Below are 14,535 nucleotides of genomic sequence, written 5' to 3'. Positions count from 1 at the left end.
TAAGGGATAATGTGATGCATAGAGCAGGAATTGGTACAACGCATAAGATGAAATCAGTAGTCACCGGAATTTTTATGCCAGTTATGCAGAATCGCGAATATACCTTGAGAGAAAAAATTAATATATGGCGTGGAAAAGCATTTTCAAATTCTACTGTTTTAAACGAGGAGCTTTACAGAACGGATTTGAGTAACAAGATAACAAAACTTGATATTCCGGTATATTTCTTTTCGGGAATATATGATTATACGGTAAACTATTCGATGTCGGAAGCTTATCTTAAAAAACTTGGTGCACCTGCAAAGGGATTTTATCTTTTTAAGGAATCTGCCCACAGTCCAATATTTGAAGAGTCTGAAAAAGTGTTACAGATTATACAGCAGGATGTATTAAAAGGCAGGAATGATCTAGCTGACACATATTAATACAAAGTATGATCATAATATTTAGTACAAATTATTTATCTATTATAGATCAGTAAGATAAGATGAATTTTTATGATATAACATTTTCAGTGTATTCTTTGATAGTAATATTGTTACCATAAATTAACTACTATTCAAATTCGCTTAGAAATCAACATTTATATATCTCGCTTTGAAACCTCAGTTTGGTCTAAATTTGACTTTACCGTTTTAATACTAGAAAATTCCTCTTTTTCATTGCTTCTCTTTATATCTTTTTCAAAAAAAATTGGCCTAATGAAGTACCCAATTATAAAATTAATTCCGCTTGTCATGATAAAAATAACTACTTATTTCAGCAATCATCATAATCGCAAAAATGATGCCGAAACAACTGAAAATGCCGAGACAAATATCATTTTTTGTTACTCCCCATACAACCATTGATAGTATTAAAAAAGTAACACAAATGATCAGTGTAATATTAAAAGCACTGGTTTTTGATTTCATATTAATTAAATTTACTCTTTCATCATCATTTTGAACATCTTGTTTTGTACATCTGCTACTCAAACCTTTCCATATTTCTGTAACTCCAAATAGAATACAAAAAATATCCAATATAATAGACTTGGTAATTCTTAAAGCATTCAAAGTATTAAACCGCGTAATTGTATCTGGAATGCTAATTACTGCTAAGAATAAAAATATTATACCACTCCAAAAGTTCTTTTTATTATATGTTTTTTTCTTCATTTTTTAAATTCTCCTTTAAACAATATAATTTTTCAATAGTGGTGTTGAAAACGGAAGCTATTTTATATGCAAGCATAATTGAGGGGTTATACTGTCCTTTTTCAAGTGAAATAATTGTTCTTGATGAAACTGAATATATTCCTTAATTGTGTATCCGACCAGAGAATAAAAAATTCTATATAAACCAGCAAGTTACATACAGGCTTCATTAGCAACCCTTTGTAGTTCAAACTTGTTTCAATATTTAATTCAATATAATTCAATACTTAACCCTCATCAGCTGATATATTCATATTAACTTTTTTTCAGTCTCTTGCCTTGACTTTTTTTCTCGATTTTTAATACAACTTAATAAAACATATATTTAACTATACCGTAATTACCATAAATTAAGTATATTTGCAATTCTTTATAGGGGGTAGCGCCAACATTTCCGACAAACCCCACGTTAAGGAATTAAATGGATAAAAAGTTGACTTTTTACCCATTCTAAGCCATTTTATGGATTATTAATATTCAATGGTCTCAATTCATCCGATTCAAGAACATTTTTAACATCAAAATTATATTCTCCAAGTAAGTTAATATGTTCCCATCCTAATGGGGATATATGTTTAAGCAAACTTTCATCAAATGTATAATTCTGTTTTAAATGGTCTATAGCCTTTTTTAAGTAAATTGTATTCCAAATGCTTATCGCATTAATTAAAATATTTAGAGCACTTTCTCTTTGAAGCTGATCCTGTAACTCTCTTTCTCTAAATTCTCCGCGCTTACCAAAGAATATAGCTCTAGCAAATACATTCATAGCTTCTCCTTTATTAAGGCCTCTCTGAATACGCCTTCTAAGTGATTTATTAGTTATCTAGTCTAATATGAAAATAGTTTTTTCAATTATTCCCATTTATCATAATGAAGTGGCTAAAGCATTCCGCCTTGAATAAGAACCCGTTTTGCCCATTATAAGGGAATTGGTTATATTTCCTTCTCTTATAGAGGGTGTACCCTCTAATGTATCAAAATTTTCTGAGAACCACTTTAATCTACTGTCCAACGATTCTATTCTTATTGTAGGTATTCTCTAACATCTAGGTTTACTGCAAGTCTTGTCCCTGTTTTTTTAATAGTGTTCCATTCATCATGTGGTATAAGATATTCTTCAAAATCTTTGAAATTCTTGCTTCCTTCAACAGAAACATCTCCAGAACGTAATCTATTTTTAAGTTCACTAAGTGTTGCTATTTCATATAAATATTTATTCCAACGTTTAGATATAAAATTCGTTGGAGCATCTTCAGGAACTTTTCGGTTTCCATTCTCATGCATATTATTTAATATATTTACAGCTTCAATTAAGGGTTTTGATGCGTGATTGGTTGAATCAAACTTTACTTTAGATACTTAACTAAAATAGGTGTATATTTACGAAGCTGATTATATCTACTGTCCAACAAATCAAAATAATCATAGCTTACGGGCCTTGCTAATTTTGTAGCTTCCTCAACAGAGTATCCTCATATTTTACCATAGGATCATCTTTTGATTGAACCACTAAAATAGGAACTGTTATTTTCTCAACTTTATAATCATCAAAATTAATATCCATGTCTAAATTCGTTATTGTTCCATCAGCCTTTATTCCGTTTTTACGTGGTTCTACAGGTAGCATGGTATTGTATATATCATTGTTAATATCGGATCCAAACATAGATTTAAAAACAAAGCCGAAATACTTTGTTGAAAGCCACATTGGGAAATCATTAACGATTATTGCAGGCGGACCCGTCATGCCTTTTATTTCTTCACGTGTCTTTTTTGTAGTAGGAACTCCAGATGAAAGTAAAATTAGCCCCTTGACACGATCGGGATATTCAATGGCAAACGTGATTCCTGCTGCACCTCCGGCAGATGTGGTAATAATATATGCCTTTTGAATCGAAAGCTGATCTAGTAAGCTTAAAAATGCTTTTGCTTGATTTTTCGGTGTTGGTTCAGAGGGTAAATCAGAGCCAGGATAACCGAAACGTGATGGAGCTATTTTTCGATAATCATTTCCCATAAGGCTTTTTAAAGATACAGAGCCTTGATCGTATCCACCAAAGATACCGTGGGATATGACTATTGTTTCACCGGAACCTTCGTCCATATAACTCATTTTACCATATTCAGTATCAATGGTTTTAACATCATAATGATTAAGATTTTCATATGATTTGCGAATATCAATGGTATATTGTATGGTTACAATGATTCCAAGCACAACTAATATTAACAGTAAATATACCCACATATGTTTGTACCATGTTTCCGTTAGTTTCAATTTACTTCCCCTCCTCAAAATACAAATAACCTTTGTTTCACTTAAGTTACTCTTGTGTCGCGAGAATTTACAGATGCGTCTTAATATCAGGGATTATTATACAACTAACTATAAGCTCCTTATAGTTTTAGATTTATTTATAGAACGTTTTATAACCTTGTGATACTATATAAAACGTTAATGTATTCCACCATTATATATGGTTACTTAACAACGTCTTTATAGTTATCAATATAAAAAATTACACAGCCACAATTAGGACAAACCGCTGCTTTGGGTGTACCATACGTTGTATTCAAAAAAAATTTGCCTTTTTTTGAAATTGTAATTCCACCAAAAGATTCAACTTTAAAATTCTCTATCATTTCAGTCTGGCATTGAGTACATATTTTTTTCATTTTTAAATCCCCCACGCTCGATTAATTATCTTCATTTTATATCACTGTTGCTACACTTTAATCTAAAATTTCGCAACAACATATAAATAAATTATACCATTGTGAGCAAAAAATCACTATTCTTTATAGTGGGAGAATTATAAAGAATTTATCCATTTTGTGTCTTAGCGTGGATTTTGTCGGAAATGTTGGCTCTACCCCATATAGGAAAGTTCCGAATCCTTTGCCCTTGTTACAATGCACTATTATAATAATATAAAATTCCTTCATAATAAACTACTTTAGTAATGATCTTTCGCTCTTTACTCTTCATAAACATAACTAATAATAAAGTCACTATACCAAAGATATCATTGTTTTTATGCTTAAAATTCCCTAAAGTCTCTTTCTTTTTCTAATTGATAGTCACTCAAATCCTTTTTCCATTTATCTAGACTGCCTTGGAAATTACTTTGTGGATCTATCTTTTTAATTTTATCAAATATAGTTTTTCTGGGAGTAGTTTGTTTTACCATATTTTCTACACTTCTTATAGAGTTTTGAATGCTATTCTCTCTATAGCACACATGGCAAATTTCATCATTTTGAGATACCTCAGCCTTTAATTTTAGTCCTTTTTTGTTAGCGATACATGTTCTATGTTGACCATCATTAAATGTATAGTGATCACACTTATTGCTACTAATATATATCGGATATTGTTGTCTGTTTTTTATTAAAGATTTATAAATATTTCTGCAATAATTAACATTATCCTTTCCTGGATATTCTTCGGTTGGAATCGACCTTACTTCGTCTTCGGTTAAATCAAATGAACATATACCATTCTTAGTTTTATAACAAAAATCTTTAGTACAGTTATTGTAATAATACTTTTTTCTCTTAGGATTGAACTCTTCAACATATAAATTTCCCACGAATATCACCTCAACCCATTTATATGCCTTAAAAGCCCTTTTATTCTTTGCACTTAAATCACAGCTTATAATTTTACGCATCAACCCAAGTTAGTTAAAATACAATTATAATATTGATAATACTAACTAAAATAGCAATAAAAATATTTATTATCTCATTCATATAAATTACATGCGTATCAGATGTAAACAATACTACGCACATATATTTGAAATACCTAGCCACCTTGTGCAAGTTGTAGGTTAATCACAACTTGTTCAAGGTGGACCAGCCCTGGGCTTGTCCACCGGCAATAGACGTATTTAGATTTAAAGGTATGATTAAACTACAGATGCGTGCGCAGACTTAGTTTTTTTGATTATTTATATAGAATGATTGAATTAAATTTAATTAAAATCTAATTAGAATCGATGCACGCCGTCGGGTACCAAAAAAAGGACCAGCTTTATCATTAGAAGCTCTTAGTTTACCAGTGGTTGAGGGACGAAAACCATGGTACGCTTAGAGAGTCTTATGATAAAGCTTGTTCTTTTTGGGTGACGGTATACGTGCCCAGACCTTGTCCTTCTAAATTCGCTATACTATTAGTAACTATAGATATAAAATATAATAATTATTATAATAAGGTTTTATAAAATATATATACTATAATAATATTTCGATATCCAAGAAGGAAAACACGATAACTAGTTATTTTTTTTAAACTTGTAGGATGCTGGCAAATGGACTAGCCCAGCTACTGGGGTACGAAGTGGCGGGTAAGCCTGTCTATTTGCCGTGAAAAATGGACGAGTTTTTGCCCTCTATTATGAATTTATTTTATTGAAACTCTAAATACATGAAGCAAAAGTCACTGATATGCTAATCTGAGGTGAGAAACCTGTCCATTTTTCACCCGAGGGTTGCGAGGTTCTATCTTTAAGTTATGTGGATTTTTTTAAATATTAGTAGTTTGAAGACAAAAACAAGCCCTAATGCATTGCAGTAGGACCTGTTTCCCCTGGGGGAAGGTGGAATATTTCATTTGCTTTGGGCTAGTTTATTGACTGCTACTAAGACTAAATAGAAAGATTGAAGCTTAGACACCTTAATAGATTAGTTTACTTCTGGGCAGTGAATAAGATTGTCCAAAGCTTCATTTGGGACCTAGAGCAGTGAAAGAGCTTGTGCCACATCAGGTTTTCGTATGAAGAATGAAGGAGAAAATATGCTGTGGACCAGCCTTTGACTGCGGAGTCTTATTATTATACTAATATCAATTAGTAATTCATTCAAAGTAAAGAATCAACATGTTATGTAACATTCAAATTGAAATTTTTAAGGAATAAACAATATCCCCAATGTGAAAGTAACACAATTACTATTGTGTTACTTTCGCTAATCCAATCCATTTTACAAATTTGAGTTTATTTTATTATAAATTCAAAAATTGAAAACACCAAAGCAAGTATCGCAGCCAATAAATGACCTTTAGCAACCTCTTTATTTTTCTTCCAATACTGAATGGCTTGAATTAACATTGACACACCCAACAATGGAACAAATACATCTGTTTCAATTTTCCAAACACCTAAAATCTGCGTACATACAAATATTATTATGCTTATAGAACAAATATTGCTAAGTACAGACAGCACTTTTTCATCTGTTTGTTTTTTACTCCATCTACCTCTTACTTTTTCCATTGTACCTCCCATATGATTAATTATTATTTTATTATCTAAGACGCAATATTTTACTGTTGCGACACAAAACATTTATTTAATTATACTATTATTACCGTTAATTAACGAGTAAAGTATTTACATTTATGGCATTTTAGTTTCCTTAACGTACGAAATATCATTTTTGCGTATGCTACCCCATATTAAATATACTCGTGTTAATTTAATGTTTTTCTTAAATTTCACATTAACTAATATATATTTTTTATTACTGTTTTAGTTAGCGTTATCAATACTATGACTGCATTTTAACTAACTTGTTTTGAGTAAAAAAATAAGAGCTTTACATTGATATTATATATTTTTTTGAGTTAGAACTATTGTCTATTAATTCTAACTCGGAATATTCAAATAATAGTGTCAAATTGTAAATAACTGGCTTAACGTTGTAAATTTACGCTTTGCGAGCCCTACCCCTAGCTAAAATAACCCAGGCCTCTGGCTTTCCTCTTCCATTATTATATTTCTTTGCGAATTCATCACCCGGATGGATCTGCACTGGTAAATCATCAATTGGATCTAAAATATTTACACGAACAGGCAACTCACTGGTATTACATTGAAACCATTTTGGCTCTGCTTCATATAATTCAGATAATGTCATTTTCATTTCCGGGATTTCACAATCTGCATGATTCTTTAAAGCCACAACATTATATACTTCGCCCAACATAGTGGAATTCATTGACCAGCCGGTCCCCCCCACCCCACATTCTTGCTTTATAAAATGGCATGATTTTAACAATTTGCGCTTGAAAATTTAATTTCTGCAAAAGAAAAATGGGGAAGTAAATATCCAAATGCTATTAAGAGTTGGGAAGACAATTGGGATAATCTTATAACTTTCTTTGTATTTCCAGATTATATTCGTAGAATAGATAAAAAACTTTAATCGACTTTAAATAACATTATTTTACAAAAATTAATAGATCGATTTTTTGCCTATAGAAAGAGTATACACAAAATAATTTACACGCCCGAAAAATAGCAATTCATTTGTAAGTAATTCAAAGAATGATTCACATTTAGAACCTATTTTATCCATTCATCATGACATTAATGAGTACAGACTTAAAGAAGCATTCTCTATCATTAAATTTAATTGTATTAAACACAAAAGATATATGCTGCCAGATTGAAAAGAATTTATTAGGATGGACTTCAAACAATGGTTATATATTAGTTCTCAATTCTCTTTTTTTACGTTATAATAGGCACAAAATAGTAGTCACGATTTTGATTTATAATTCATCAAAATGGGAAATACTGTCTTGTGGCTGTTTTTTGACGAATTGTTGCCTTACCCCATAGCCATCAAGCTAAGCCATATTGAATATTAGTAAGTCATTATTAAATACTATATTTTACCATCGAAATTTATTTTGATAAATTTTAATGGTAAATTTTAAGTGTACAATAGTATTCAAACAATTTTAGGGTACACCAAAAAAAGCCACGTATATAGTGGGGCTTTTACAATTTTATCAAGTTGTTTTATGCTGCAACTTTAGCCTGCGATGATGTTAATTTATAACAAACTCCAAGAATATCAAAAACAGTTTTCTTATCCTTTTTATGAGATTTCAGACCATTCCTAACTACATTTTCAAATATTAATTTTAAGGTATCGAGAACTTTATTAGGGAATTTGATAAGCTCAAAATATAGACTATCAATATATTCATGAACTATTTCACAAGTTTTAATTTCACTGGCTTCAAGGCCTTTATTTTCTAAAGCTAAAGTCCTCATTTTAAACATTACAGCAGAGCTTATTAGTAGCAAAATAAGTTTTCCATAAAGCTGACATTGAAACCGTTCTATTTTAACTAACTTTACAACCTGTATACTAAATATGGATTTCCACGTTTTAAATATTATTTCGATCTGCCATCTTAAACTGTAAAACTCATGAACCTGCTTTGAACTTAAAACTTCTTCCTTAATATTCGTTATATAAATAGATATACCTAATAATTCAATCGTATTATTACTTTTTTCTATACCCTTTTTTTTAGCATTCTTCACAGATTTTTCTGTTCTTTTTTTCAATTGATCATTTGTTAGTTTATATAAAATAATCCTTGTTTTTAGCGTCTTTTCCTTGCCTACATAGACATCCTTAATTTCATAACGGTCCCCCTCGCCCATCTGTTTCATTATGTCAGAAATATAGATTCTTTTAAAAAGGCTTGATTTTTTAGGAGCACCATTCTTATAGTACTCTATATCCTTATTTTCTATATATACTGCTATATTAGGTTTGAGTCTTGATATGTAAAACGCTTCTCTATCTTCTATGTCCAAAAAATCTTCAAAGTTGAAATACCCAAGATCTCTTAAAATAAGATCCCCAGATTTGATAGTATCTCTTATTTTGCTCCCAAAAGTATTGTCGCTTCCTGAGCCAGCTCCTACTTGTATATTAAGAAGATTTCCAGATTTCAATTCATATTCTAGTTGTATTTTTACACCTGAAGCTTGAGAGCAGCCACCAGATCCAGGATAAATATCTTTATAGCTTTCTGGTACTTGAAAAGCAGTAGAATCAAGTATTCTTATTCGTTTGAAATGTTCATCCCATACACTTGGTATGCAAGTATTATTTGTTATTGTTTGGCGCAACAGGTTTTCAAAAATTTTCTTTAAAAATTCCACACATCTTTCATTTAAACGTTGATCTAATGCTTGATTAGAAATAACTATTCCTATTTTTGCACTAAGTTTTGTACATAAGGTAACAAGTGTATTATTCGCAACCTCTGCATCCATAAAGCAGCATAAGCAAACGAATTCCCATGCTTTAATTTTACCTTTTCTTTTCACAAAGCCTGTTACTCTAGCTATTTCTTCAATCTCCTCTTTTGAAAAGCATCTTTTAATTTCAGCTGCAAAATGTTTCATATCTTTATCCAATTTTAAGTTTTCTTCTATCATTTGTAAATTACCCCCATTGATGTGTTTTGTTATCTTTTAAATGATAACATTTTTACAAATGGGGGGCTTTATTTTTATAGACTTCCCTTAGCTTGATGGCTATGTTGCCTTACCCCCTATTATAGTTATTAAATACGGTATTTGACTTATTAGTAGCTGCTCCAGTGCTATTATAAGAGTAACTTCCTGTCTTGACATTAAAAGTTATATTCGTACCATTACTAGTATAGCCTCATACTTTTAATAAAAGTATGCTCTTTTACTTTTATTAAAAAAGATTTACTGTTTTTTATCAATTTATATACACTCAAAATTTAGATTATCCACCTAAAACTTGTCTTGGTAATTAACAAAAAAAACACAGTCATGAGCTGTGTTTATCTATAAATCTTGACTTACTATTTAACAATCAAATTAAGTGCTCCATCTAAATCAGAAATAATATCTTTAACATTTTCAAGCCCTACTGCCAACCTTACTAAACCATCAGTTATACCAGCTTCCAATCTTTCTTCTTGTGGATATGAAGAATGAGTCATTGAAGCAGGATGTTCAATTAAAGTTTCAGGATCGCCTAAACTAACAGCTAATTTGCACATTTCAACTGCATTTATAACCCTTTTGCCTTCTTCTACTCCACCCTTTATTTCAAAAGCAATTACCGCTCCTGGAAGGCTCATTTGTTTTTTTGCTAATGCATATTGTGGGAAACTCTCAAGTCCTGGGAAATATACATTTTCTACTGCTGGGTGAGCTTCTAAAAATTTAGCTACATACATTGCACTTTCACAGTGTCTGTCCATTCTAATTTCTAGTGTTTTCATTCCTCGTATAATCAAATATGCATCAAAAGGACTTAAACAAGCTCCTGTCATATCCTTAACACCGAATAATCTAACTTCATCAATAAATACTTTAGATCCAATAACAAAGCCAGCAATTACATCACCATGTCCATTTAGAAATTTGGTTCCAGAATGCACTACCACGTCTGCGCCTAGTTCTAATGGTCTTTGTATATATGGCGTGCTGAATGTATTATCCACCATTACTATGCAATTTTCTACTTCATGTGCAATCTTTGATATTTTATCAATATCTGTTATGAGTAACGTTGGATTTGCAGGTGTTTCTAAGAAAACAACCCTTGTATTTTCTTTCATAGCATTTCTTACATTTTCTAGATTCGTAACATCAACAAAAGTAACCTCAACGCCAAATCTTGCAATACCATGACTTAAAAATGCATGAGTACAGCCATAAATAGTTTTTGATGCCACTACATGATCTCCAGCCTTTAATAATGACCACATTGCTGAAGTTATGGCTCCTATGCCTGATGACATAGAGATGCATGCTTCTCCACCTTCAAGTATTGCCAGTTTTTCTTCTAAAACTGTGTTAGTGGGATTTCCCAGTCTTGAATAAATATAGCCATCTTCTCTTCCTGCAAATCTATTACCACCTTGATCAGCTGAGTCAAAAACGAAGGTAGCTGTTTGATGTATTGGAGTAGCTAGTGCTCCGTATTGATCCACCTTACTTCCTCCATGTATAGCTCTAGTAGCAAATCCTTTGTTAATTAAATATTCTTTATTCATTATTAATTCCTCCTAATATTTAGTTATCACATAAATTAGTTAACACTATCAACACTTATTTCTTCACTCTATCTAAAGCTCAAGCTTTGTACAAAAACTTTATCAAAGTCTTCATAGTTTGAAAGTTCAATAATGTCAACCTTTTTAACTACTGTCTCCATTTCCTTCCTATAAGACTTATTTAATAAAAATATTTGCCCTCCAGATTTTGAAGTATTTCCGACAAAGTCAATTTTGTCTTCAAGTTCTAAGGGTAGTAGACCTATATTTATTAAACTTTTTGCTCTGAGGTGGTAGCCAAAAGACCCTGCAATCAGTACTTTGTCTACTTTATTAGCCGTAATGTCTTTACTCCTCAGTAAAAATTCTATTCCAGCCCTAACTGCACCTTTTGCAAGCTGTACTTGCCTTATATCCTTTTGTGATAAGTAAACTTTATCAGTTATTTTAAATACCGTTTTGCCTTCATGTTTAACTATCTTTTCCTTCAATAGAGGTTTCACTTCTTCTTTATCTGTATCAACAAACTTACCATTTTTCTTAATTACTCCATGTTTAACAAGCTCACCAACAATGTCTAAAAGTCCACTTCCACAAATTCCAATTGCTTTGTCATCACCAATTGTTTTGACAGTTATGTTTCCGTCATCTTCTATATTGAAAAACTCTATAGCACCATTAGACGCCCTCATGCCATGAGTTATATTCATTCCTTCAAAGGCGGGGCCTGCAGCAGTGGAGGCCGCAGATAATTCTCCGTCTAAACTTAGAACCATCTCACCATTTGTCCCAATATCCACAAAAAGTGTAACACCATCTTTTTCATATAATTTAGCTGCAAGGATACCTGATGTTATGTCTGATCCAACATAAGCAGAAATTATAGGTGGAAGATATATTAGTCCAAAAGGGGAAATATTAAAGTCATGATGCAACGCTTCAACATGGTTCCCGCCAAAAATTTTAGGAGTATAAGGATACCTACCAAGCGAACTAGGGTTTATATTTGTTGCTAGATGTAACATACAAGTGTTTCCGCTTAGAATAACCTCATAGATATTTTCATTGGCTATACCTGCATTTTTACTTATTTCACTTATCATATTTTTAATTTCACGAGTAACACCACTATACATGGTATTTAAGCCCTTTTTCTCAGATGCAAACTTTATTCTCGACAAAACATCCTGTGCATGAATTGCTTGTGGATTTAGACAAGAAGTTGAACTAATTTCCACTCCATTAAATAAATCTATAAGAGAAGCAACCATGGTAGTTGTACCAATGTCAACTACAACACCAAACTTCTTATTTTCCGTATTATTTGCTTCAATTCCAATAATTTGTTCCCCTGCATATACTCTCGTTACGCCTTCATCATCAAAATACTTCTTTTTAATTATAGGGTTAATTTTAAATTCAAAACTTTTGCCATGATTTAGAATTTTTAAGCTTTCATTTTGTTCCTTACGAGTTACCTCAACTAAAACATCCCCTATAACTTTTGTAGCACAGGATAATACAAATCCTGCATTCTCTTCTTCTTTGGATAAATGATGTACTCCATTTGAAATTACATTCTTTATTGAGATGTTATCAAGCTTTACCTTGCATTTACCACAGGTTACAGCTGCATTACAAGGGGACTCTATTACTACCCCTGCAAGTCGCGCTGCTTGAAGAATTGTAGTTCCAACTTCAACACTAATTGTTATATTATCCGGAACAAATTTTACCTGAACCATTATTTTACACTTCCTTCCCTAACTGTTTTCGTAAAAGTATATATATTTTCAAGAGACGAAGAAGTACTTAACCCACATGCAGGAGATATAATATTTATACCATCTCGCAAAAGCTTCTCAGTTTGACTGGCAACTTTCTCTGTAGAACCAAATTCTAATAGGTAGGTACTTAAATTCCCCATAGTAGTAAGAGACGGGTACTCTTCTTTAAGAATACGCAAATTCACTAGTGAATCTGTGCTTATAGCATTGCATTTTATATTGGGCAACAGATTTTTTACAGCATTTAATTTACCACAAATATGAACTATAACAGGTACATTCAAAGAATGAATACCATCGATAAGCTTATTTAAATATCTTACAGCATATTCTTCAAACATTTTAGGTCCAAGTATTTCTCCAGTTGCTGTAGGATCTGCAATGGATATAACAGTAACTCCGTTATCAATCATAAGTTTTGCATACTCTATTAAAAAATCTGTTACATAATCAATAACTTTATGTGATCCTTCTTTATTCTTTCTTAACTCCTTCAAAAATGTCATTGGGTCAACCATAGAGGCAGCAGTACTTATAGGTCCAGTCAAACTGCCAATTACAGGCACGTCCTCATTTTGCTTTGATATATAATAACCTGCCTGGATAATGGTATCAACACGTCCGTTTTTAAGAATTTCACTTATATTTTTAAATTCTACATTTGAAACGGAAGAAAATACTTCTGTAATAATTTTAGGTTCACAGGCAAGTGTTCCAAAATCTACTTTACTTCCAAGAACCTCAGCTTCTACAGTCATACAAAATGGAATCCCCAAGTTTTCAAAGCCTGTATGAGTATGAACATCCTTTGAAAGCAAGCACATAAGCTTACCATCCTTATGTGCCTGAGGCAAAGTATGCCCGGTTTTTTTCATTACATCTATTATAGCCGCATTCATCATTCCCCCTGGGCAAATAACAGGAGGCCTATCTACTTTTTCTTTATTTAAAACTCTTAGCAATCTTTCTTTTTGAGTAAGTACTTCCATTTTTAACCCTCTTTTCTTTTTAATTTTAAAAAGTAATTAGACTACAATTGAAGCAGCAACTAATTTCCTTGCCAGTCTTACAGCTTCTGCTGCATTTACCGAATACCCGTCTGCTCCAATTCTATCCGCAAACCCTTGTGAAATTGGACCTCCACCTATCATAATCTTAAATTTATCCCTGATATTTTGCTTGTCTAAAATTCTTATAACTTCTGCCATGTTATCCATAGTTGTAGTCATTAAAGTTGAAAGTGCTATTATATTTGCATTTTCCTCTTTCGCTCTTTCTACAAATATTGAAGGTGGAACGTCTCTTCCAAGATCAATAACATCAAAGCCTGAAGTCTCAAGCATAATCTTTACAAGATTTTTCCCTATATCATGAGTATCTCCCTCAACTACACCTATAATAACCTTGTGTTTCACTTCATTTTTATCTATTTTTATATGTGGTTTTAAAATATCAAGTCCTGCATACATTGCATCGGAACACATTAAAAGCTCTGGAATAAAATATTCTTCTTCCTCAAAAAGCTCTCCTGCTCTTTCCATACCTGCTGATAATCCTTTATCAATTGCTTCAAATGCATCATACTTCTGCGCAATTACCTCTTTTGAAATAGCTATTGCTACATCTTCATCCATATCAACCACTGATTCCGCTAGTTTCTTAAATAACATTTCTTTATTATCTGACATTT

At 31.8% G+C, this 14,535-nt stretch carries 13 protein-coding genes and 2 pseudogenes; 2 read left to right on the top strand and 13 right to left on the bottom strand.

Annotated elements, in window-relative coordinates; genetic code table 11:
• Positions 1–14: 14 nt before the first annotated feature.
• Entirely contained in the window at positions 15–425 is a 411-nt protein-coding gene (locus ACWJKP_RS11275; RefSeq protein WP_224578935.1) for a hypothetical protein, read from the top strand.
• A gap of 297 nt (positions 426–722) precedes the next feature.
• Here the strand turns inward: ACWJKP_RS11275 and ACWJKP_RS11270 are convergent, their stop codons facing one another.
• The 8 genes and pseudogenes from ACWJKP_RS11270 to ACWJKP_RS11235 all read right to left on the bottom strand — a co-directional run bounded on the left by ACWJKP_RS11270 (position 723) and on the right by ACWJKP_RS11235 (position 7,205).
• Entirely contained in the window at positions 723–1,160 is a 438-nt protein-coding gene (locus ACWJKP_RS11270; RefSeq protein ID WP_165414672.1) for a hypothetical protein, read from the bottom strand.
• Complete coding sequence (locus ACWJKP_RS11265; protein ID WP_165414676.1) at positions 1,141–1,299, bottom strand: helix-turn-helix transcriptional regulator; 159 nt, start codon at positions 1,297–1,299, stop codon at positions 1,141–1,143. Before ACWJKP_RS11265 ends, ACWJKP_RS11270 begins: the two co-directional genes overlap by 20 nt.
• A gap of 360 nt (positions 1,300–1,659) precedes the next feature.
• Positions 1,660–2,656 (bottom strand): annotated as a pseudogene (locus ACWJKP_RS11260) (Tn3 family transposase); the annotation flags it as partial.
• Positions 2,644–3,480 carry an alpha/beta hydrolase gene (locus tag ACWJKP_RS11255; protein WP_224578932.1) on the bottom strand — a complete coding sequence of 279 codons (837 nt, stop codon included), beginning with the start codon at positions 3,478–3,480 and terminating at the stop codon, positions 2,644–2,646. The gene ACWJKP_RS11255 and the pseudogene ACWJKP_RS11260, both read right to left, overlap by 13 nt.
• A gap of 203 nt (positions 3,481–3,683) precedes the next feature.
• On the bottom strand, positions 3,684–3,878 hold the full coding sequence (locus ACWJKP_RS11250; RefSeq protein ID WP_462961177.1) for a hypothetical protein: 195 nt from the start codon (positions 3,876–3,878) through the stop codon (positions 3,684–3,686).
• Between the two features lie 365 nt (positions 3,879–4,243).
• Positions 4,244–4,795, bottom strand: a complete 552-nt coding sequence (locus tag ACWJKP_RS11245; protein ID WP_224578930.1) for a hypothetical protein — start codon at positions 4,793–4,795, stop codon at positions 4,244–4,246.
• 1,407 nt (positions 4,796–6,202) lie between these two features.
• Positions 6,203–6,481, bottom strand: coding sequence for a hypothetical protein (locus ACWJKP_RS11240; RefSeq protein ID WP_165414670.1), 279 nt, complete (start codon positions 6,479–6,481; stop codon positions 6,203–6,205).
• Positions 6,482–6,914: 433 nt separating this feature from the next.
• Positions 6,915–7,205: a hypothetical protein gene (locus tag ACWJKP_RS11235; RefSeq protein WP_224578928.1), complete on the bottom strand. Its 291-nt coding sequence runs from the start codon at positions 7,203–7,205 to the stop codon at positions 6,915–6,917.
• 63 nt (positions 7,206–7,268) lie between these two features.
• Here ACWJKP_RS11235 and ACWJKP_RS11230 point away from each other — a divergent pair.
• Positions 7,269–7,397 (top strand): annotated as a pseudogene (locus ACWJKP_RS11230) (transposase); the annotation flags it as partial.
• A 617-nt stretch (positions 7,398–8,014) separates the two neighbouring features.
• Here the strand turns inward: ACWJKP_RS11230 and ACWJKP_RS11225 are convergent.
• The 5 genes from ACWJKP_RS11225 to ACWJKP_RS11205 form a co-directional block, all read right to left on the bottom strand.
• Complete coding sequence (locus ACWJKP_RS11225) at positions 8,015–9,457, bottom strand: IS4 family transposase (RefSeq protein WP_268064188.1); 1,443 nt, start codon at positions 9,455–9,457, stop codon at positions 8,015–8,017.
• Between the two features lie 398 nt (positions 9,458–9,855).
• A complete protein-coding gene (megL, locus tag ACWJKP_RS11220) occupies positions 9,856–11,058 on the bottom strand; it encodes a methionine gamma-lyase (RefSeq protein WP_165414842.1) in 1,203 nt (400 codons plus the stop codon).
• A gap of 68 nt (positions 11,059–11,126) precedes the next feature.
• Positions 11,127–12,803 carry an ASKHA domain-containing protein gene (locus ACWJKP_RS11215; RefSeq protein WP_462961176.1) on the bottom strand — a complete coding sequence of 559 codons (1,677 nt, stop codon included), beginning with the start codon at positions 12,801–12,803 and terminating at the stop codon, positions 11,127–11,129.
• A complete protein-coding gene (locus tag ACWJKP_RS11210) occupies positions 12,803–13,834 on the bottom strand; it encodes a uroporphyrinogen decarboxylase family protein (RefSeq protein WP_165414840.1) in 1,032 nt (343 codons plus the stop codon). The genes ACWJKP_RS11215 and ACWJKP_RS11210 overlap by 1 nt, the downstream gene beginning before the upstream one ends.
• Positions 13,835–13,870: 36 nt before the next feature.
• The gene (locus tag ACWJKP_RS11205; protein ID WP_165414839.1) at positions 13,871–14,533 is read right to left on the bottom strand and encodes a corrinoid protein; all 663 of its coding nucleotides are present in this window, start codon (positions 14,531–14,533) and stop codon (positions 13,871–13,873) included.
• Positions 14,534–14,535: the final 2 nt, after the last annotated feature.

This window comes from Clostridium sp. CM037 (assembly GCF_055081095.1).
This window is presented reverse-complemented; position numbering and strand designations above follow the sequence as displayed.

Bases quoted from the DNA above. Each gene is read 5' to 3' on its own strand.
- ACWJKP_RS11240 (WP_165414670.1), bottom strand. From the start codon at position 6,481: ATGGAAAAAGTAAGAGGTAGATGGAGTAAAAAACAAACAGATGAAAAA.
- ACWJKP_RS11215 (WP_462961176.1), bottom strand. From the start codon at position 12,803: ATGGTTCAGGTAAAATTTGTTCCGGATAATATAACAATTAGTGTTGAA.
- ACWJKP_RS11225 (WP_268064188.1), bottom strand. From the start codon at position 9,457: ATGATAGAAGAAAACTTAAAATTGGATAAAGATATGAAACATTTTGCA.
- megL (WP_165414842.1), bottom strand. From the start codon at position 11,058: ATGAATAAAGAATATTTAATTAACAAAGGATTTGCTACTAGAGCTATA.
- ACWJKP_RS11210 (WP_165414840.1), bottom strand. From the start codon at position 13,834: ATGGAAGTACTTACTCAAAAAGAAAGATTGCTAAGAGTTTTAAATAAA.
- ACWJKP_RS11250 (WP_462961177.1), bottom strand. From the start codon at position 3,878: ATGAAAAAAATATGTACTCAATGCCAGACTGAAATGATAGAGAATTTT.
- ACWJKP_RS11235 (WP_224578928.1), bottom strand. From the start codon at position 7,205: ATGAATTCCACTATGTTGGGCGAAGTATATAATGTTGTGGCTTTAAAG.
- ACWJKP_RS11275 (WP_224578935.1), top strand. From the start codon at position 15: ATGCATAGAGCAGGAATTGGTACAACGCATAAGATGAAATCAGTAGTC.
- ACWJKP_RS11205 (WP_165414839.1), bottom strand. From the start codon at position 14,533: ATGTCAGATAATAAAGAAATGTTATTTAAGAAACTAGCGGAATCAGTG.
- ACWJKP_RS11270 (WP_165414672.1), bottom strand. From the start codon at position 1,160: ATGAAGAAAAAAACATATAATAAAAAGAACTTTTGGAGTGGTATAATA.